Source organism: Pseudomonas sp. FP2335, assembly GCF_030687535.1.
Classification (GTDB): Bacteria; Pseudomonadota; Gammaproteobacteria; order Pseudomonadales; family Pseudomonadaceae; genus Aquipseudomonas.
In genome coordinates, this window is sequence record NZ_CP117437.1 from 4,607,520 (window position 1) to 4,626,551 (window position 19,032).

16 protein-coding genes, 4 tRNA genes and 1 riboswitch are annotated in these 19,032 nt (G+C 60.1%); of the genes, 5 read left to right on the forward strand and 15 right to left on the reverse strand.

Features of this window, described 5'->3' with window-relative positions; translation table 11 throughout:
- Positions 1–45: 45 nt before the first annotated feature.
- A complete protein-coding gene (locus PSH81_RS20655; protein WP_226457546.1) occupies positions 46–1,440 on the reverse strand; it encodes an MFS transporter in 1,395 nt (464 codons plus the stop codon).
- 268 nt (positions 1,441–1,708) lie between these two features.
- A tRNA-Arg gene (locus PSH81_RS20660) sits at positions 1,709–1,785 on the reverse strand.
- 326 nt (positions 1,786–2,111) lie between these two features.
- On the opposite strand from PSH81_RS20660, the gene PSH81_RS20665 reads away from it, so the two are divergent.
- The 3 genes from PSH81_RS20665 (at position 2,112) to PSH81_RS20675 (ending at position 3,236) form a co-directional block, all read left to right on the forward strand.
- On the forward strand, positions 2,112–2,339 hold the full coding sequence (locus PSH81_RS20665; protein ID WP_226457545.1) for a hypothetical protein: 228 nt from the start codon (positions 2,112–2,114) through the stop codon (positions 2,337–2,339).
- Between the two features lie 10 nt (positions 2,340–2,349).
- Positions 2,350–2,529, forward strand: coding sequence for a PA3371 family protein (locus tag PSH81_RS20670; protein ID WP_226457544.1), 180 nt, complete (start codon positions 2,350–2,352; stop codon positions 2,527–2,529).
- Between the two features lie 380 nt (positions 2,530–2,909).
- Positions 2,910–3,236 carry an Arc family DNA-binding protein gene (locus PSH81_RS20675; RefSeq protein ID WP_003193592.1) on the forward strand — a complete coding sequence of 109 codons (327 nt, stop codon included), beginning with the start codon at positions 2,910–2,912 and terminating at the stop codon, positions 3,234–3,236.
- Between the two features lie 103 nt (positions 3,237–3,339).
- On the opposite strand, the gene mgtE is transcribed toward PSH81_RS20675, so the two are convergent.
- The 8 genes from mgtE to ltaE form a co-directional block, all read right to left on the reverse strand.
- Positions 3,340–4,782: a magnesium transporter gene (gene mgtE / locus PSH81_RS20680; RefSeq protein WP_192300650.1), complete on the reverse strand. Its 1,443-nt coding sequence runs from the start codon at positions 4,780–4,782 to the stop codon at positions 3,340–3,342.
- Positions 4,783–5,131: 349 nt separating this feature from the next.
- Positions 5,132–5,208: transfer RNA gene (locus PSH81_RS20685), tRNA-Arg, on the reverse strand.
- A gap of 72 nt (positions 5,209–5,280) precedes the next feature.
- A tRNA-Arg gene (locus tag PSH81_RS20690) sits at positions 5,281–5,357 on the reverse strand.
- Between the two features lie 107 nt (positions 5,358–5,464).
- Positions 5,465–5,555 (reverse strand) — tRNA-Ser (locus PSH81_RS20695).
- 62 nt (positions 5,556–5,617) lie between these two features.
- The gene (csrA, locus tag PSH81_RS20700; RefSeq protein ID WP_003175645.1) at positions 5,618–5,806 is read right to left on the reverse strand and encodes a carbon storage regulator CsrA; all 189 of its coding nucleotides are present in this window, start codon (positions 5,804–5,806) and stop codon (positions 5,618–5,620) included.
- Positions 5,807–5,984: 178 nt separating this feature from the next.
- Positions 5,985–7,226 (reverse strand): aspartate kinase, encoded by a 1,242-nt coding sequence (locus tag PSH81_RS20705; protein WP_305391400.1) that lies wholly within the window; start codon positions 7,224–7,226, stop codon positions 5,985–5,987.
- Between the two features lie 97 nt (positions 7,227–7,323).
- The gene (gene alaS / locus PSH81_RS20710) at positions 7,324–9,942 is read right to left on the reverse strand and encodes an alanine--tRNA ligase (RefSeq protein ID WP_226457543.1); all 2,619 of its coding nucleotides are present in this window, start codon (positions 9,940–9,942) and stop codon (positions 7,324–7,326) included.
- A 146-nt stretch (positions 9,943–10,088) separates the two neighbouring features.
- Positions 10,089–11,093, reverse strand: coding sequence for a low-specificity L-threonine aldolase (ltaE, locus tag PSH81_RS20715; protein WP_305391401.1), 1,005 nt, complete (start codon positions 11,091–11,093; stop codon positions 10,089–10,091).
- A 189-nt stretch (positions 11,094–11,282) separates the two neighbouring features.
- Positions 11,283–11,452, forward strand: a riboswitch (FMN riboswitch).
- An 88-nt stretch (positions 11,453–11,540) separates the two neighbouring features.
- Between ltaE and PSH81_RS20720 the strand changes: the two genes are divergently transcribed.
- Both PSH81_RS20720 and PSH81_RS20725 read left to right on the forward strand, forming a co-directional pair.
- Positions 11,541–12,047 carry a 6,7-dimethyl-8-ribityllumazine synthase gene (locus tag PSH81_RS20720; RefSeq protein WP_056861672.1) on the forward strand — a complete coding sequence of 169 codons (507 nt, stop codon included), beginning with the start codon at positions 11,541–11,543 and terminating at the stop codon, positions 12,045–12,047.
- Between the two features lie 146 nt (positions 12,048–12,193).
- Positions 12,194–13,672 (forward strand): M91 family zinc metallopeptidase, encoded by a 1,479-nt coding sequence (locus tag PSH81_RS20725; protein WP_305391402.1) that lies wholly within the window; start codon positions 12,194–12,196, stop codon positions 13,670–13,672.
- Here the strand turns inward: PSH81_RS20725 and astE are convergent.
- From astE to astA, 5 genes are all read right to left on the reverse strand, one after another.
- Positions 13,669–14,673, reverse strand: coding sequence for a succinylglutamate desuccinylase (gene astE, locus PSH81_RS20730; protein WP_226457540.1), 1,005 nt, complete (start codon positions 14,671–14,673; stop codon positions 13,669–13,671). The two genes, PSH81_RS20725 and astE, sit on opposite strands and share 4 nt — an antisense overlap.
- Positions 14,674–14,684: 11 nt before the next feature.
- The gene (locus PSH81_RS20735; protein ID WP_003214319.1) at positions 14,685–14,975 is read right to left on the reverse strand and encodes a hypothetical protein; all 291 of its coding nucleotides are present in this window, start codon (positions 14,973–14,975) and stop codon (positions 14,685–14,687) included.
- 38 nt (positions 14,976–15,013) lie between these two features.
- Positions 15,014–16,360: an N-succinylarginine dihydrolase gene (gene astB, locus PSH81_RS20740; protein ID WP_226457539.1), complete on the reverse strand. Its 1,347-nt coding sequence runs from the start codon at positions 16,358–16,360 to the stop codon at positions 15,014–15,016.
- Positions 16,361–16,510: 150 nt separating this feature from the next.
- Positions 16,511–17,980, reverse strand: a complete 1,470-nt coding sequence (gene astD / locus PSH81_RS20745; protein ID WP_305392797.1) for a succinylglutamate-semialdehyde dehydrogenase — start codon at positions 17,978–17,980, stop codon at positions 16,511–16,513.
- A complete protein-coding gene (gene astA / locus PSH81_RS20750; protein WP_192300643.1) occupies positions 17,977–19,002 on the reverse strand; it encodes an arginine N-succinyltransferase in 1,026 nt (341 codons plus the stop codon). Before astA ends, astD begins: the two co-directional genes overlap by 4 nt.
- Positions 19,003–19,032 lie beyond the last annotated feature (30 nt).

Below are 19,032 nucleotides of genomic sequence, written 5' to 3' on the forward strand. Positions count from 1 at the left end.
CAAAAAAAACGGGCAGATCCTGATGGGATCTGCCCGTTTTTGCATTCAGGGGCGTGCCCTGCTCAAGTCATGGGGATGCTCTTCGGGGCCCAAGGGCTCCGGTGGCCCTTCGAAGGCAGGCTCTTCAACCGCTGGCTGTGCATCGGCTTCAGTCTCGACCTCAGGCTCTTGCGGCGCAGCGGTCTGCATCTGCTCTTGCACCACCTGTTCATCGACCCGCGGGTCCAGCGCCGCCACCAGCGGCGAACTGGACATGCTGTCGGGCATGGCCACGTGATGCAGCGGCGCATCGTCCACCTGATGCAGATTGGTCACCGCCTTCGGCCGGATGCGCCACACCAGGATCAACGCACACAGGCTGAAGAACGCGTACAGCATTTGGCTGCCGAACAGCTTCATCACCACACCGGCCAGCAACGGCCCGATACTGGCACCCACGCCGTAGGTCACCAGCAGCATCGCGGTGAGCGAGACGCGGCGATCACCTTCCACGTGGTCATTGGAGAACGCCACAGCGAGCGGATACAGACAGAACTGCACCAGGGAACACACGAACCCAGCCACGAACAGCACTTCCAACGGCACCTGGGTGAGCACCGCCAACGGCAACGCCGCCACCGCCAGGCACAGCGCGAAACAACGAATCAACAGGGCGCGATCATAGCGATCAGACAACCAGCCCAACGGCCACTGCACCACCAGACCGGCAAAAATGCAGCTACCCATGAACAGACCGACCTGCTCGGTACTCAAGCCTTGCTGCGAGGCATACAGCGGCGCCAGGCCGTAGAACGAACCGACGATCAACCCCGCACCCAGCACCGTACTCAGCGACTGCGGCACCCGCTTGATAAAGAAGCGCGGCTCCATCGGCGCCGGATGCAGCGGCGCCGGGTGAATCCGTCGGGTCATCGCCACCGGCACCAGGCACAGGGCAAAGCACAACGCGACCAACATCAGCAATTCGAGGCCGAGCTGGGGGTGCATCACCAGGATCAATTGACCCAGCACCAGCCCCAGGTAGGAGGCGATCATGTAGCCGCTGAACACCACACCGCGCTGCTTGGCGTCCGCCTGTTCATTCAGCCAACTCTCGATGACCATGTACTGGCACATCATCCCCAGGCCGACAATGACCCGCAGTACGATCCACGCCGGCAGCCAGTCAATCAGGCCATGCCCCAGCACCGCCGCGCCGACGATCCCGGCACAGGTGGCATACGCGCGGATATGCCCGACCCGGGCAATCAGGCGATGCCCGATCTTACCGCCCAGCACCAGGCCAAAGTAGTTGGCCGCCATCAGCGCACCGACCCAAAGGCTGTCCACATGGTCGGCTGCCAGGCGCAAGGCCAGGTAAGTACTGAGCAGGCCGGAGCCGATCAGCATCATCAAAGAGGCGAAATAAAGGGCTCGAAAAGATTTCCAGATCTGGCGCATCGGCGTTCCGAGCGGCTCCTTGCGGTGAGAGACAGGGCTATCGGCATGATAGTCCTGGGTGGGCGGGTCCGGACAGGCGGCATATGCTGTTTCCGGGGATTATTTTGCTTAACCGTCAGACGCTGCCCGGCTGGCTGCAAGGTACATAGATCGTGATAAATACACCGCGCACCTGCTGTGAACCCTGAACAGCGTCAAGGTTCGACACATCTTTGAAAAGCACCCACAAAAAAGCCCCGCCAGAACAATCTGTGCGGGGCTTTGGATCTGGTGTCCCAGGGCCGGTTCGAACGGCCAACCTTCCCCTTAGGAGGGGGATGCTCTATCCAATTGAGCTACTGGGACCAATGACCGTCATCTCGCCAAGGGGCGGTGCGACGGACGGCGTGCATGTTAACGGCCGGGTTGGGTTTTGTCATGTCGTCTGTAGGCTTTTTGAGTGTAGGCCGCAGCTTACTGGGGTGGCTGCCGTTTGGTCCCGTGGAACCGGGCACTTGGTGCCATCGTGCAAAATGCATTACCCCAAAATGCCAGCATTGCAAATTGCAATAAAACAGCCCACCAAACTACACTTAAGTCACTGATTTTATTGAATTAAAACCTTGGCACGGGTTCTGCAATACTTCCCTTATAAAACCAACTCGGCCATGCCTGCTGCGGAGAACATGATTATGAACAGCGCCCTTCTGTTAGCTCTCAACACCGCAGCCCTGGCGGCATTGGTGGCCTTCCATTTCCAATCGAACACTAGCGACGACACCGCGCAGCTGCACCAGCCCGTGCCCCATCATTTGCAACAGCGTCCGCAACTGGCCGTGATGGCCGTCAAACCGCAATCCGACATTCACCTGACCCAGGGCACTCAAGCAGCGCCATCCGCCGAACACTGGGTTTTCTGAGGACGCCGCAATGAACAAGTCCGCCTGGCTGTTTCTTTGCCTGACCCTAGCCAGTGCCATCCTGGGACTGAATGCCAGCGCGCGGGACGTGCAATCCAGCGCATTTATCGCCAGCGGCGTGTTTGCCGGCATTCTGTTGCTGACCCTCATCGTGGGTCGCCGGATCAAATTCGACCCCGTACTGCGCTGACTCCCACCTACCTTATGTCGCCTCGTGCTAGTAAATCGGCAGATTGCCACTAGTCTTAAATTCAAGGGCAAAAGGCCACTTTGCTATACGATGTGCGCCCTAAAACCCTTTTGCGGCCGGGCTTTGCGCGATCATTACTGGATGAAATCCTTCGCCGAAAAGTTTTCCAACCAGTCCGCAAAAATGCAAATCAGTGCTGGCATTAAGCCTCTAGGCAGTTCAATATTTGTCACAGAATTGACGCCAAGGAACTGGCAAATCTGAGGCATGATGCGGCCTCTTTGCAATTCAGGTTGAACTTTGGTCGTGAGCCTTGTCTTAACACTCATCGCTTGCGGCCAATTCCAGAAACCGCTCCCCTGAACTAACCGGTTAAATATATGCGCCCATTGAAACAGGCAATTTATTCCAGCCGTACGGCTGACAAGTTCGTCGTACGTCTGCCAGACGGAATGCGGGAACGCATTGCCGAGGTGGCTCGCAATCATCACCGCAGCATGAACTCCGAAATCATCGCGCGCCTGGAGCAAAGCCTTATTCAGGAAGGTGCGTTGGGCGAAGAGTTGAGCATGCGCCTGGACAGCCCCGAGCTGTCACTGCACGAACGCGAACTGCTGCAGCGTTTTCGTCAGCTCTCCCACCGCCAGCAAAATGCTCTCGTCTCGCTTATCGCGCACGACGTTGAGGCGGCCGCAGAAGCCAATTGATCTGCACCTGAAAGCCGAAGCCAGCCATGTGCTGGCTTTTTTTTGCCCGGGATTTGAGAAGAGGATGCAGCAAGGGGGCAGAGCTGCCCCCATCGGGGTTGGATCAAAGCAGGAAGATCGTTGCCAACCCCAGGAAGATAAAGAAGCCACCACTGTCGGTCATCGCGGTGATCATCACACTGGCACCCATCGCAGGGTCACGTCCGAGGCGGGCCAGGGTCATGGGGATCAACACACCCATCAAGGCGGCCAGCAGCAGGTTGAGGGTCATGGCGGCCGTCATCACGACACCGAGCGACCAACTGCCGTAGAGCAAGTAAGCCACCACACCAATTACCCCACCCCACACAAGACCGTTGATCAAGCCAACCGCCAGCTCCTTGCGCAGCAAGCGCGATGAATTGGCGGTACTCACCTGATCCAGCGCCATGGCACGCACGATCATGGTAATCGTCTGGTTACCCGAGTTGCCGCCGATGCCGGCCACAATCGGCATCAGCGCCGCAAGGGCCACCAACTTCTCGATCGAGCCCTCGAACAACCCAATCACCCGCGACGCAATAAACGCGGTAATCAGGTTGATCGCCAACCACGCCCAACGGTTATGCAGTGAGCGCCAGACCGATGCAAAAATGTCTTCCTCTTCACGCAAACCCGCCATGTTGAGGACTTCGGTCTCACTTTCCTCACGAATCAAGTCGACCATTTCATCGATGGTCAAACGACCAATCAGCTTGCCGTTCTTGTCGACTACCGGCGCCGAGATCAAGTCGTAACGCTCGAACGCCTGGGCAGCCTCGTACGCATCTTCGTCCGGGTGAAAACTCACCGTGTCGCTGGCCATCAGGTCCGCAACTTTCTTGTCCGGATCATTGACCAGCAAACGCTTGATCGGCAGCACACCCTTGAGAATGCCTTCGTAGTCGACCACGAACAGTTTGTCGGTATGGCCAGGCAGCTCTTTCAGCCGGCGCAGGTAGCGCAGAACCACTTCCAGGCTGACGTCTTCGCGGATGGTGACCATCTCGAAGTCCATCAGCGCGCCGACCTGGTCCTCGTCATAGGACAGCGCGGAGCGCACTCGCTCACGCTGCTGGCCGTCGAGGGCCTCCATCAGCTCGTGCACGACGTCACGCGGCAGCTCGGGGGCCAAGTCAGCGAGTTCGTCGGCGTCCATCTCCTTGGCCGCAGCCAGGAGCTCGTGATCGTCCATGTCGGCGATCAGGGTTTCACGGACCGAGTCGGATACTTCGAGAAGGATGTCGCCGTCGCGGTCAGCCTTGACCAACTGCCAGAGGGTCAGTCGATCATCGAGCGGCAAGGCTTCGAGGATGTAAGCGACGTCGGCGGAGTGCAGATCATCGAGCTTGCGTTGCAACTCGACGAGGTTTTGGCGGTGGACCAGATTTTCGACGCGGTCGTGGTTCGGACCTTCCTGGCGATGCGTAAGGTCTTCGACCACACGCTGGCGCTGCAGCAGCTCGATGACTTGAGCCAGGCGATCCTGCAGGCTTTCTTGTGTTTTCTTTACTTCTACTTCGGTCATAGGCGAACTCCACTCCCAGCAGCGGGGCACGCCGGAAGGATCAATCAGTCAATTCATGATTGGTAAAACGGGGTACTGAGTAACTACTGGGTAAGTCCATGGAGGTATTCCACAAGCCCCGGCGGGGCTGACGGGCGCAATGATACACCGCCCGACCGCTTTAAACGTTAAAAAACTGGCAAGAACAAGCGCTTGCGAGCAAAAGCTGAGCAATGGCTGGATCTATGAACTGCGACGACGCTGCCCGAAAGGAAAACACATGACGTAGGAGAAAAGATAAAATCCAGGATCATTCCCACACAAACCCCAGACGGCAAAAAGCCCGCACTAGGCGGGCTTTTTGTTTGTATGGTGCACTCGACAGGATTCGAACCTGTGACCGCTCGGTTCGTAGCCGAGTACTCTATCCAGCTGAGCTACGAGTGCAGATTGTGTTTTTAGACCAGATCACAACTGGTTGGAGCCAAGCCACCTGCATTACTGCAACTGACTCTTAAATGGTGCACTCGACAGGATTCGAACCTGTGACCGCTCGGTTCGTAGCCGAGTACTCTATCCAGCTGAGCTACGAGTGCATTTGTTGCCGCGCATTATAGGCCGTTCAATCTCTATGTAAAGCTATTTTTTCGTTTAATTTCAACAACTTACGAAAAAACCAGATTGCAACGTACTAAACAAATAATGGCGGAGAACGGGGGATTCGAACCCCCGACACCCTTTTGAGGTGTACTCCCTTAGCAGGGGAGCGCCTTCGGCCACTCGGCCAGCTCTCCGCAACACGGGGCGTATATTAACCACGTTCATCCCCGTTTGCAAACATAAAAAACGATAAAAATTAAAGGCTTGGTTCTTCGTCCTTCTCTTTCTTGATCCGCAGGTAGATTTCCTCACGGTGGACCGCTACCTCTTTCGGAGCGTTAACCCCAATACGCACTTGATTGCCTTTGACGCCGAGCACAGTCACGGTGATTTCGCCATCACCAATAATCAGGCTTTCTGCGCAACGACGAGTCAGAATCAGCATACCTTTCTCCTCACGCATTTCAGTTCAGGAACAACAGTCTGCAAAAAAAAGGCGTTCGACCTACAACCCAAAGGTCATGGCCCTACCCGCCTAAGTATTGTCGAGCCCACGCAAAAGAACATGCGCCCTACAAAAAAAGCAAAGGCGCGGTAAACCGCGCCTTCCTGGCATTACCGCATCACTCGCCCTGTCGGGCCGGAGCGTCGAGCTCGAACGCGGTATGCAGCGCGCGGACAGCCAGTTCCAGGTACTTCTCTTCGATCACCACCGAGACCTTGATCTCCGACGTGGAGATCATCTGGATGTTGATGCTTTCCTTGGCCAGGGCGCCAAACATGCGGCTGGCAACGCCGGCATGGGAACGCATACCCACGCCCACGATCGACACCTTGGCAATCTTGGTGTCACCCACCACTTCACGCGCGCCAATCTCGCTGGCAGTGTTTTCCAGGATCTTGAACGCCGCATCGTACTCGTTGCGGTGCACGGTGAAGGTGAAATCGGTGGTGTTATCGTGCGAAACGTTCTGCACGATCATGTCGACTTCTACATTCGCATTGCTGATCGGGCCGAGAATCTTGAAGGCCACACCCGGGGTGTCTGGCACGCCACGGATGGTCAGCTTGGCTTCATCACGGTTGAAAGCGATACCGGAAATGATCGGCTGTTCCATGGATTCCTCTTCATCAATAGTAATGAGGGTGCCCGGACCCTCTTTGAAGCTGTGCAATACGCGCAGCGGAACGTTGTACTTGCCGGCGAATTCCACCGCACGGATCTGCAACACCTTGGAACCGAGGCTGGCCATTTCCAGCATCTCTTCAAAGGTGATCTTGTCCAGGCGCTGGGCCACGGACACCACACGCGGGTCAGTGGTATAGACGCCATCCACATCGGTGTAGATCTGGCACTCGTCAGCCTTGAGAGCCGCTGCCAGCGCCACGCCGGTGGTGTCCGAACCGCCACGCCCGAGGGTGGTGATGTTGCCGTGCTCGTCCACACCCTGGAAGCCAGCTACAACTACCACGCGCCCTGCTTTCAGATCAGCACGAATTTTCTGATCGTCAATCTGCAGGATGCGCGCCTTGGTGTGTGCGCTATCGGTAAGGATGCGCACCTGGCTGCCAGTGTAGGACACCGCCGGCACACCGCGCTTGTTCAGCGCCATGGCCAGCAACGCGATGGTCACCTGCTCGCCGGTAGACACGATCACATCCAGCTCACGCGGCAGCGGCGATTGATCACCGCTGATAGCCTTGGCCAGGTCGATCAGGCGATTGGTCTCGCCGCTCATGGCCGACAGCACCACCACCAGGTCGTCGCCGGCATCGCGGAATTTCTTAACCTTGTCGGCCACCTGCTCGATTCGTTCGACGGAGCCGACCGAGGTGCCTCCAAATTTCTGTACGATCAAAGCCATTTCTAAGCCGCCTCAGCCCGTAAAGGGGCGCCCAATAAACAAATCTTCCAGCACCGGAGCGAGCCCATGACTAGACCATGGGCTCAATCATGGCGCCTTAAATACCCGCCTCGACAAACGGCACGGTCAGGGCCAGGGCCGCGTCCAGGGCACCGGCGTCTACACCACCGCCTTGCGCCATGTCCGGACGACCCCCCCCCTTCCCGCCCACTGCCGCAGCGGCTTGTTTCATCAAATCACCGGCCTTGAGTTGGCCAGTCAGGTCCTTGGTTACACCGGCAACCAGAACGACCTTATCCTCATGGACACCGCCGAGCAGGATCACTGCGCGGCCGAGCTTGTTCTTCAACTGATCGACCAAGGCCAACAGCGCCTTGCCGTCCTGACCGTCCAGGCGCGCGGCCAGGACTTTCACGTCCTTGACGTCCACCGCAGAAGCCGACAGATCGTCGCCCGCCGCACTGGCTGCCTTGGCCTGCAACTGCTCCAGCTGTTTCTCCAGGGCGCGGTTGCGCTCCAGCACGGCGGACAGCTTGTCGATCAGGTTGTCGCGGCTGCCCTTGACCAGACTGGCCGCTTCCTTGAGTTGTTCTTCGGCCGCATTGAGGTAGGCCAGAGCCGCAGCACCGGTCACTGCCTCGATACGCCGTACACCGGACGCCACGCCACCTTCGCTGATGATTTTCAGCAGGGCGATGTCGCCGGTGCGGTTGGCGTGGATACCGCCACACAGTTCCACCGAGAAATCACCGCCCATGCTCAGTACGCGCACGCTGTCGCCGTACTTCTCGCCGAACAGCGCCATGGCGCCCTTGGCCTTGGCGGTCTCGATATCGGTTTCTTCGGTTTGCACCGGGGTGTTCTTGCGGATCTCGGCGTTGACGATGTCTTCCAGGGCCTTGATCTGCTCCGGCTTGATCGCTTCGAAGTGACTGAAGTCGAAACGCAGGCGCTGGCTATCGACCAACGAACCCTTCTGCTGAACGTGATCGCCCAGCACCTGACGCAGTGCAGCGTGCAACAAGTGAGTGGCCGAGTGGTTCAGCGCCGTGGCGTGGCGCACGTTGGCGTCGACCTGAGTGTCAACCGGCGCACCAACGGTCAGGTTGCCCAACACCAACTTGCCGTGATGCAGGAACGCACCGCCAGTCTTGGTGGTGTCGCGCACTTCAAACCGACCGGACGTCGAACTGAGGAAACCACAGTCACCAACCTGGCCACCGGACTCGGCGTAGAACGGCGTCTGGTCCAGGACGACTACCGCCTCCTCGCCTTCGTTCAACACGTCGACCGACTTGCCGTCTTTATAGATGGCAACGATCTTGGCCGAGCCCACGGTAGCGCTATAGCCGGTGAACTCGGTCGGCACATCAACCTTGACCAAGGTGTTGTAGTCCAGGCCAAAGGAACTGGCGGAGCGTGCACGCACACGCTGGGCTTCCATCTCGCGCTCAAAACCGGCTTCGTCGATGGTCAGTTCACGCTCACGGGCGATGTCGGCAGTCAGGTCCATCGGGAAGCCGTAGGTGTCATACAGCTTGAACACCACGTCGCCCGGCACCACGGTGCCTTTGAGCCCGGCCAGATCTTGCTCGAGGATTTTCAGGCCGTGCTCGAGAGTCTTGGAGAACTGCTCTTCTTCAGCCTTGAGCACGCGCTCGATGTTGCCTTGCTGCTGCTTGAGCTCCGGGAAGGCATCGCCCATCTCGGCAACCAGTGCGGCGACGATCTTGTAGAAGAAGCTGCCAGTGGCGCCCAGCTTGTTACCGTGGCGGCAGGCGCGGCGGATGATGCGGCGCAGCACATATCCACGGCCTTCGTTCGACGGCAGCACGCCATCGGCGATCAGGAAGCCGCAGGAACGGATGTGATCGGACACCACCTTGAGCGAAGACTGGTTGTCATTGGCACAGCCAATGGCCGCCGCCGAGGCGCTCAGCAGGTTGGTGAACAGGTCGATTTCGTAGTTGGAATGCACGTGCTGCATCACCGCACTGATCCGCTCCAGGCCCATGCCGGTGTCGACCGACGGCGCTGGCAACGGATGCAACACGCCATCGGCGGTGCGGTTGAACTGCATGAACACGTTGTTCCAGATCTCGATGTAACGGTCGCCGTCTTCTTCCGGCGAGCCCGGCGGGCCACCCCAGATGTCGGCGCCGTGGTCGTAGAAGATCTCGGTGCAAGGGCCGCACGGGCCGGTATCGCCCATGGTCCAGAAGTTATCGGAAGCGTACGGCGCGCCTTTGTTGTCGCCGATACGGATCATGCGCTCTTCAGGCACGCCGATTTGCTGGGTCCAGATGTCATACGCTTCGTCGTCCGTCGCGTAGACGGTGACCCAGAGTTTTTCCTTCGGCAGCTTCAGCACGCCGGTCAGGAAGGTCCAGGCGAAGGTGATCGCATCTTTCTTGAAATAGTCGCCAAAGCTGAAGTTGCCCAGCATTTCGAAGAACGTGTGGTGACGCGCGGTGTAACCGACGTTTTCCAGGTCACTGTTCTTGCCGCCGGCGCGTACGCACTTCTGGCTGCTGGTGGCGCGGGTGTAGGCGCGCTTTTCCTGGCCCAGGAAGCAGTCCTTGAACTGGTTCATCCCCGCGTTGGTGAACAGCAGGGTTGGGTCATTGCCTGGGATCAAGGAGCTGGAGGCTACACGGGTGTGGCCTTGCTCTTCGAAGAAGCGAAGGAAGGCTTCACGGATTTCTGCGCTTTTCATTAGGTTCTTCCACGGAGGCTGCGGCCAAAGGCCAGTGCGCAACATCATCAGACGGAGCGACGGCAAAGGGCCGCATTATATCGGCCCTTTGCCGGTGGTACAGCGTGTTTATACGATTGAAAGGTTCAATTGGACGGTCTGCAGGCTCATTTGCGCGAAAATTCGACGAATGTCGCCAGCACCTGCTCGATCTGCGCGCGGCTCACATCCAAATGGGTGACCATGCGCAGGCGCGGTGCGGCGCTCAACTTGATCCCGCGCTCGGCCGCGAACGCCTTCAGTGCCTGGGCCTGGTCGCCGACCTGCACGTAGACCATGTTGGTCTGCACCGGCTCCACTTCATAGCCAGCCTTGCGCAACTCGTCCCCCAGCCATTGGGCGTTGGCGTGGTCGTCGGCCAGGCGCTGTACCTGATGATCCAATGCATACAGCCCCGCCGCCGCCAGTGAGCCGGCCTGGCGCATGCCGCCGCCAACCATCTTGCGCAGGCGTCGCGCCTTGGCGATCAACGCCTTCGAACCGCAGAGCACCGAGCCAATCGGCGCGCCGAGGCCTTTGGACAGGCACACCGAAACCGAATCGAAATGCTGGGCGATTTCCCGCGCATCCACCCCCAGCTTGACCGCTGCGTTATAGATCCGCGCACCGTCCAGGTGCAGCGCCAGGCCATGTTCACGGGTGAACGCCCGCGCCTTGGCCAGGTACGCCAGCGGCAAAACCTTGCCCTGCATGGTGTTTTCCAGCGCCAGCAGGCGAGTGCGGGCGAAGTGGAAGTCGTCCGGCTTGATCGCCGCCAGCACCTCGTGCAAATCCAGCGAACCGTCCGCCTGCACTTCCAGCGGTTGCGGCTGGATCGAACCGAGCACCGCCGCGCCACCGCCTTCGTATTTGTAGGTGTGGGCTTGCTGGCCGACGATGTACTCCTCGCCGCGCTCACAATGGGCCATCAACGCCAGCAGGTTGCTCATGGTGCCGGTGGGCACAAACAACGCCGCTTCAAAGCCCAGGCGCTTGGCCATTTCGGCTTCCAGATGGTTGACGCTGGGGTCTTCGCCGTACACGTCATCGCCGCTGGCGGCAGTGGCCATCGCGTCTCGCATGCCAGGGGTGGGTTGGGTCACGGTGTCGCTGCGCAGGTCGATCACAGACATGAAACGGGCCTCTAAAGGTTGGGTAAGTCCTTTTGAAGGTCATTACTGCGGGCAACGCCACAGAATATCAAGCCCCAGGCCTATTCAATCGAATACCAACCAAACAAACCGATATAGCCTATCGATACGACAGCCGTGCAGTTTTTGAAAAACCATGATAAAAACTCTCCGCCGCCAGGGTTCTGGCGGCAACGTTCTCAGGGCGGGGTGCAATTCCCCACCGGCGGTAATTACACGCAATGTGTATAGCCCGCGAGCGCTTGGCGCCTCGAACTGCTCACGCGGGACGGCGCCAAGGTCAGCAGACCCGGTGTGATCCCGGGGCCGACGGTCATAGTCCGGATGAAGAGAGAACGGGATTGGCACCTAAGGGCCGCTCGTCTTGCGTACCCTTAAATCCCATTCGATTCATAACGCCCTGTTTTTTTCTTAAACAGGAGTCAGAACATGCAACCCACCGCAATCGACAGCAAAAGCAAAAACCATCACGGCGAGCGCGTCGCGTTTATCCAGGCCTGCTGGCACAAGGATATTGTCGACCAATCGCGCAAAGGCTTCCTCGCCGAAATGATCGCCCAGGGCTACCAGGAATCGGACATCGATTTCTTCGAAGTCGGCGGCGCCTTTGAAATGCCCCTGCACGCCAAACTGCTGGCCAAGACCGGCCGCTACGCCGGTATCGTCGCCGCCGCGCTGGTGGTGGACGGTGGCATCTACCGCCACGAGTTCGTGGCCCAGTCGGTGGTCAGCGGCCTGATGCAGGTGCAGCTGGAAACCGAAGTGCCGGTGTTCTCGGTGTCGCTGACGCCGCATCACTTCCACGCCGGCAGCGAGCACCACACGTTCTTCTACGAGCACTTCGTGCACAAGGGTCAGGAAGCTGCGCGTACCTGCGCCGATACTCTGCACAAAGTGCGCGCGATCCGTCGCAGCGAGCAGAAACTGGCGGTCTGAAACGTTTTCCAGCCGAATACAAGACGCCCCGGCAAGTGCACTTGCCGGGGCGTCTTGTATTCGGCCCTGTATATCTACCTCCTCGATACTGCGCACTCGCGGTTAAGTAAGGTCCACCCCTTACTCAACACCGGAGAAAACGCAGCATGCTTCCAGACCGAAATACCGATGGCGCCTATGTCATCGACGCAAACACACTGACCCAAAACCCTCGCCAAGAACCCACCAACGAACGCCCAGGCGGCCCCGGGTTCGTCGAGGTACATGAACTGATCGCAGATGAAAACGTGCGCATCGAGCGCAAACTGTTCAGGGATGAAGGCGTCGACCAGCTGTGTATCACCACCTTCGACAGGAATGACACGATCAACCTCTTCGCCGCCGCGCCAGCTGTCGACGGCTTACTGACGCTGACCGCACAGGTCAACCAGCCACGCTACGAGATCACCCTCGACTCGCGCAGCCAAACCCTGGTCCTCGACACTCAGGGCGGCGACGACCGGATCCACATTGACGATAACGTGTCAGTGCCGGTGTTTGTCTTCAGCGGCGAAGGCAACGACCGCATCCTCAGTGCGGCAAGAACCGCCAGCCTGTATACCGGCCCCGGTGATGACTTCATCTGGGCCATCAACGGGCGCTGCCATATCGAGGCCGGCCCAGGTGATGACGACGTGCACGGTTACCAGGACATCCATATGACGGTATACGGCGGGCCCGGCAACGACACCATCAGCGGCGGCACCGGTTCAACCTACATTGATGGCGGCGACGGCGATGACCACATTGTGGGCGGCCAGGGGCACAACATCCTCAATGGTGCCAGAGGCAACGACCGGATCGAGGCCGGGCCTGGCAGCAACGTCATCTACACCGGCGAAGGCCAGGATGATGTCACCCGGCTCAAAGCCAATGACATCACTTACTACAGCTGGAAAAGCAGCCTGACGATAGATCACTCCCTGTTGCTCCACCCCGAGCACCTCGACCAGTTCCCACCCGGCGAGCTGGCTGCCCATACTGTCCATATCGAACCCAAGGAGCTGGCTCATTGCGGCGTAGCCATACAAGGCAGCGCGCAATTCGTCGAGCGGGTCAACGACGACCTGCGGATGCTGCTCGGCTCACCCACCGGCCAACGGCTGATGGCCGAGCTCGAAGGCGCGGCACTGGCGAGCGGGCGTCCCGTCACGATCCATGAGTTTTACCCCAAGCCTAATGGCCAGTTCATTCCAGACCCCGCAAGCGCTGCGTTGCCATTCATCGAGAATGACCAGCCCGGGCGGCCGTCCTACGGTGGAAGGATCTGGTACAACACCACCGACGTGCAGCCCGGCACGCCCAGTATCATCAATCTGTTCCACGAGCTATGCCACGCCTACAACCACGTCACGGGCACCCTGTTGCGTGGCACCAGCCTGGACGGTATTGACGGCACCAAGCCTCGATTTCCCGTGAACAACCCTGAGTTGCAAGCCGTTGGTCTGCCAACAGCCGCACAGCCGTTCGACTTTGATCGAGACCCAAGCACCCCACCCACCACGACCAACCCCCCAGCGTTTACCGAGAACGGGCTACGCATGGAACTTGGGCTCCCGCCGCGCAGGCAATACCTGAATGACTAAACCAGGTCTTGCGCGGTAGTCGGCACGATCAGGATCCCAGCGCGCAAGCCGTTTTTCACTTTCGGGTTGGGAAAGATGATGCGCGCGCCCTCCTCCTCGATCACCCAGCGGGTCTTGGCGACGTCTTCGGCGAGCAGGTAGCCCTTGTCCAACGGCGAGAAGTTTTCCACGTCCGCCGGCAAGTGCAGCAGGAATGCATCGCTGTGCTTGATGACTTCGCGCGACACGGCAAACAGTTGCAGGCCATCCAGGCTGTCGTCGGCAGGCTCGGTGCCTTCGATGATCTGCTTGAGGCGCGCCTCCAGGCGCGACACGTCCACCCCCTGGTTCTGCCCGAACGGCCGCGCCTTGCCCAACTCCAGGGTGAAGGCTTCGGCGTCGAGCTGCTCGTAGGTAAAGGCGGTGAAGGTGATCGAAGTCTTGTTCTGCAACAGCACAGCTTCCATGCCGGCGGCGCGCAGACGCGCCAGCTCTCGGCGCGAATGCTGGCGCCCGGCCTTCCACGGGTACAGCGCAAACTGCTCGATCTTCGAGCCACGAATCGCGGTATGCAGGTCGTAATGCAGGCGCGCACGGCCCGGCTGGCTGAAGAAGCTGCGGGCCAATTGCTCCAGCTCGGCGGCGCGCATGGCCTCCGGGCCGATGTTTTGTTCGTGCCGGCCGTTGAACAGCCGGTTGACGTCCAATTCCAGGTAACGCTCACCGCGGCGCATGGCCTCGGGGTTGCCGAACAGGAACAGAATACGGTTGCGGGGTTTGATCTCCCCACGGGCGATGCCATGCAACAGGCGGTCGAGCAGTTCGATCGGCGCGGTTTCGTTGCCATGGATCCCGGACGACAGCAGCAGGTCGCTGCCGTTGTCCTGGGCCTGCGGTGGGCGCACTTCAAGCGCGCCCTCGCTGAGCCAGCGCATCTGCACGCCGCCGACAGTCAGTTGAATTTTTTGCGCCGGTTCGCGACCGGCGAGGGTCAGTTCAAGCAGTTTGCCGAGGGCGAGCATAGAGCGCTTCCTTAGTGGTTGCAGCCTGGGCCGTGGACGTGATCGTCGTCATCACCTTCGACGTCGGCCGGTTCCATTTCCAGTTGCAGGCTCATCAGGTTGGTGGCCAATGGGCGCATCAGCAGGTTGGCGTATTCGGCGTCGCCTTCTTCCACGTCCACGCCGATCAGCAGTTGGCCGCGGCCGTCGTGCTGGATCCAGATTTCCTTGCCCTGCCACACCACGGCGACGCGGGTGCAGGAAGTTTCCAGCTGGGTGCCGTCGGTGTCTTCAAGAATCAGTTTCAGGGTGTCGGTGGTCATAAATAGTTCTCAGCCAAAGGTCGTAATAGAAGGTGGCGTTAATTGATCTGGAAAGGATAAACGCTGCCCAGTTTAAGGATTTGCGTCAGTTCATCCAGTGCCGTCCGGCATTCAAGCAGCAATTGCGGGTCAGCCAGGTCGGTTTCGCGCAGGCTGTCGCGGTAGTGCTTGCCGACCCATTGGGTCAGGGTGTCGTACAACGGCGCGGTCATGATAACCCCTGGGTTCACCGCTGCCAGCTCGGTTTCGTTCAACGCCACGCGCAAACGCAGGCACGCCGGGCCACCGCCGTTCTGCATGCTTTGCTTGAGGTCGAACACCTTCACTTCGCGGATCAGCCCACCGGAGGCGGTCAGGCCTTGCAGGTAATTCCACACACGTTCGTTGACGCGGCATTCTTCCGGCACGATCAGCAGCATCGAGCCGTCAGGGCGAGTCAGCAGCTGGCTGTTGAACAGGTAGGAGCGCACCGCGTCCTCGACACTGACCAGGGCGCGCGGCACGCACACTGACTGGAAGTTGCCGCCCAGCTTGCCCAACTTGCCGTGCAATTCAGCGAGCATCTGTTCGGTATTGAGGAACGCGTCCTCGTGATAGAACAGCACTTCGCCGTTGCCCACCGCGATCACGTCGTTGTGGAACACACCGGCATCGATCACCGCCGGGTTCTGCTGGGCGTAGACCACGCCTGCATCCTTCAGACCGTGCAGGCGCGCAACGGCCTGGGATGCTTCCAGTGTCTGGCGCGCCGGATACTTCTGCGGCGCCGGAAAACGGCTGTCAAACGCACTGCGACCGAACACAAAGAACTCGACGCCGGCCTCGCCATATTCACGGCAGAAACGCGTGTGGTTGGCGGCGCCTTCGTCGCCGAACTGCGCCACCGCCGGCAACGCGGCGTGGTGGGCGAAGTGCTTCTGATCGGCAAACATCGCCCCCAGCACGCGGCTGGTGGTCGGGTGCTCGATGCTGCGGTGGTATTTGCAGTTGAGGTTGGCGGCGGTGAAATGCACGCGGCCATCCGCGGTGTCGGCACTCGGGCTGACCGTGGCGGCGTTGGCCACCCACATGCTCGATGCCGAGCAGCTTGCCACCAACAGAGGCATCGCATCCTTGGCGGCTTGCTGGATGACCTGTGCGTCGCTGCCGCTGAAGCCTAAGTTGCGCAAAGCTGCCACATCAGGACGCTCCTGGGGCGCCAGCACGCCTTGCACAAAGCCCATGTCCATCAGGGCCTTCATTTTCTGCAAGCCCTGCAACGCCGCTTCCTTGGGGTTGGAATGCTGTTGGCTGTTGCTCTGGGACGCGACGTTGCCGAAGGACAAACCGCCGTAGTTATGGGTCGGCCCCACTAGACCGTCAAAATTGACTTCATAGGATTTCATCGGCGAGGCTCCACGAACATCTGTTTTTATAGGCAATCTTCAACACAACAGAGATCAAATGTGGGAGCGGGCTTGCTCGCGAATGCGGTGAGTCAGGCACCTGATGCATCAACTGACAGACTGCTTTCGCGAGCAAGCCCGCTCCCTCATTTAGATCAGTGTTATCCCAGGAGTCAGGGTTGCTGGGACAACCAATGATGGAGTTTCCAGCGACGCCACCGGATATGCACAATAATCCGCCGCGTAATACGCACTGGCGCGATGGTTGCCCGACGCCCCTACCCCACCGAACGGCGCGGTACTCGCCGCGCCGGTCAGTTGTTTGTTCCAGTTGACGATCCCGGCGCGGCTTTCCAGCCAGAACTGCTGGTAACGCGCTTCGGAGTCCGACAACAAACCCGCGGCCAGGCCGTACTGGGTGTTGTTGGCCTCGGCAATCGCCGCGGCGAAATCAGCGTAGCGAATCACCTGCAACAGCGGGCCGAACAGTTCTTCGTCTTCGCGCTCGGTCACACCGGTCACGTCGATGATGCCGGGCGTCAACAGCGCGGCCTGAGCCTGCGGCTGGGTCATTTCCAGCAACGCCACGGCGCCGTTGGCCAGCATCAGTTCCTGGGCCTCCATCAACGCTTTGGCCGCTGCCAGGGAAATCACCGAGCCCATGAACGGCGCGGGTTGCTGGTCGAATGCCCCCACTTCAATCGTCGAACTCACAGCGACCAGCCGCGCCAGCAGCGCATCGCCCCACGCGCCTTGCGGCACCAGCAGGCGCCGGGCACAGGTGCAGCGCTGGCCAGCCGAGATAAACGCCGACTGGATAATGGTGTAGACCGCCGCATCCACGTCGGCCACTTCGTCGACCACCAGCGGGTTGTTGCCGCCCATTTCCAGCGCCAGGATCTTGTCCGGGCGCCCGGAGAATTGCTGGTGCAGATGATTGCCGGTGCGGCTGGAGCCGGTGAAGAACAACCCGTCGATCCCCGGGTTGGCCGCCAGCGCGATCCCGGTTTCCCGAGCACCTTGCAGCAGGTTCAACACGCCCGCCGGCAAACCGGCTTCGATCCAGCACTGCACGGTCAGCTCGGCGACCTTGGGGGTCAGCTCGCTGGGTTTGAACAGTACGGTATTGCCCGCCAGCAACGCCGGGACGATATGCCCGTTAGGCAAGTGGCCGGGGAAGTTATACGGGCCAAACACCGCCACCACACCGTGGGGTTTGTGGCGCAACACCGCAGTGGCGTCGCCCAGGGGGCCGCTCTTCTCGCCGGTGCGCTCGCGGTAGCTTTGCACCGAGATCGCGATCTTGTTGGCCATGCTGGTGACTTCGGTGGCCGACTCCCACAGCGGCTTGCCAGTTTCCTCACCGATGCAACGGGCGATTTCATCAGCGCGTTTCTTCAGGGTAGCCGCGAAGGCTTCCAGTACACCGATGCGCTCTTCCAGCGGGCGCCGGGCCCAGGCCGGGAATGCCTGGCGCGCAGCCTGCACGGCAGACTCGACCTGCTCGGCAGTGGCGCCGTTGCCGGCCCACAGCACCTGCTGGGTCACGGGGTTGCGCGATTCAAACAGTTCACCCTGGCCAGCCAGCCAGCTACCTGCGATATACAGCGAATTCATTATTTCGACTCCCGAGCAGCAGACAACGGTACGGCACGCACTTGATCACCCACCACCAGCTGCAGGCGCTTGGCGGTCTGCGGATCGACCACCAGCGTACCGGCCGCCAGACGGGCCGGAGCGGCGGTGATGCGGCACTCCTCGCGCTTGCGGTTATGGATCAGGAACGGCGTGGCATCCTCCCCCGGCGTGCCAATCGCCAGCACCAGGGCCTGGCTGTCGCGCACCGCACGGATCTTGCTGGTCTCGCACTCCACCGCCGGGCCTGCGTCGAAGATGTCGACGTAGCCCTGGTAGCTGAAACCTTCACTCTTGAGCATGCTCAGCGCCGGTTCGGTGTCCGGGTGGACCTTGCCGATCACGTTGCGCGCATCCTCGGAAAGGAAGCAGCTGTACAGCGGAAATTTCGGCATCAGTTCGGCGATAAAGGCCTTGTTGCCGACCCCGGTGAGGTAATCGGCCTGGCTGAATTCCATCTTGAAGAAGTGTCGCCCCAGGCTTTCCCAGAACGGCGAACGCCCGGCGTCATTGGACACCCCGCGCATCTCGGCGATGATCTTGTTGCCGAACAGTTGCGGGAACTCGGCGATAAACAGCATGCGCGCCTTGGCCAGCATGCGACCGTTGAGGCCGGTGCGGTAATCGGCGTGCAGGAACAACGAGCACAGCTCGGAATTGCCGGTGAGGTCGTTGGCCAGGAACAGCGTCGGGATCTCACGGTAGATATTCAGCTCCTGGGAGGCGCTGACCGTCAGGCCGACCCGGAAGTTGTACCAGGGCTCACGCAGGCCGACGGCGCCAGCGATGGCGGAAATACCCACCACGCGGCCTTCGTCGTTTTCCAGCACGAACAGGTAGTCGGCATCGCCGCGCCCGGCGTCGCCGCGAAAGGTTTTTTCGGCCCAGCCCACGCGGTGGGTCAGGCGCTCTTCGTTGGCCGGCAAGGTGGTGAGGCCGGTGCCGGTGCTGCGCGCCAGATCAATCAGGGCCGGTAAGTCGCTGCTGCGTACGGGACGAACGATCATGCTATCTCCTCAGACGGGCCGCTCTGTTCG

Coding starts and splice junctions, on each gene's coding strand:
- alaS (WP_226457543.1), bottom strand. CDS start 9,942: ATGAAAAGCGCAGAAATCCGTGAAGCCTTCCTTCGCTTCTTCGAAGAG.
- PSH81_RS20725 (WP_305391402.1), top strand. CDS start 12,194: ATGCTTCCAGACCGAAATACCGATGGCGCCTATGTCATCGACGCAAAC.
- astE (WP_226457540.1), bottom strand. CDS start 14,673: ATGCTCGCCCTCGGCAAACTGCTTGAACTGACCCTCGCCGGTCGCGAA.
- PSH81_RS20665 (WP_226457545.1), top strand. CDS start 2,112: ATGAACAGCGCCCTTCTGTTAGCTCTCAACACCGCAGCCCTGGCGGCA.
- PSH81_RS20720 (WP_056861672.1), top strand. CDS start 11,541: ATGCAACCCACCGCAATCGACAGCAAAAGCAAAAACCATCACGGCGAG.
- astA (WP_192300643.1), bottom strand. CDS start 19,002: ATGATCGTTCGTCCCGTACGCAGCAGCGACTTACCGGCCCTGATTGAT.
- PSH81_RS20735 (WP_003214319.1), bottom strand. CDS start 14,975: ATGACCACCGACACCCTGAAACTGATTCTTGAAGACACCGACGGCACC.
- csrA (WP_003175645.1), bottom strand. CDS start 5,806: ATGCTGATTCTGACTCGTCGTTGCGCAGAAAGCCTGATTATTGGTGAT.
- astB (WP_226457539.1), bottom strand. CDS start 16,360: ATGAAATCCTATGAAGTCAATTTTGACGGTCTAGTGGGGCCGACCCAT.
- PSH81_RS20655 (WP_226457546.1), bottom strand. CDS start 1,440: ATGCGCCAGATCTGGAAATCTTTTCGAGCCCTTTATTTCGCCTCTTTG.
- PSH81_RS20675 (WP_003193592.1), top strand. CDS start 2,910: ATGCGCCCATTGAAACAGGCAATTTATTCCAGCCGTACGGCTGACAAG.
- ltaE (WP_305391401.1), bottom strand. CDS start 11,093: ATGTCTGTGATCGACCTGCGCAGCGACACCGTGACCCAACCCACCCCT.
- PSH81_RS20670 (WP_226457544.1), top strand. CDS start 2,350: ATGAACAAGTCCGCCTGGCTGTTTCTTTGCCTGACCCTAGCCAGTGCC.
- mgtE (WP_192300650.1), bottom strand. CDS start 4,782: ATGACCGAAGTAGAAGTAAAGAAAACACAAGAAAGCCTGCAGGATCGC.
- PSH81_RS20705 (WP_305391400.1), bottom strand. CDS start 7,226: ATGGCTTTGATCGTACAGAAATTTGGAGGCACCTCGGTCGGCTCCGTC.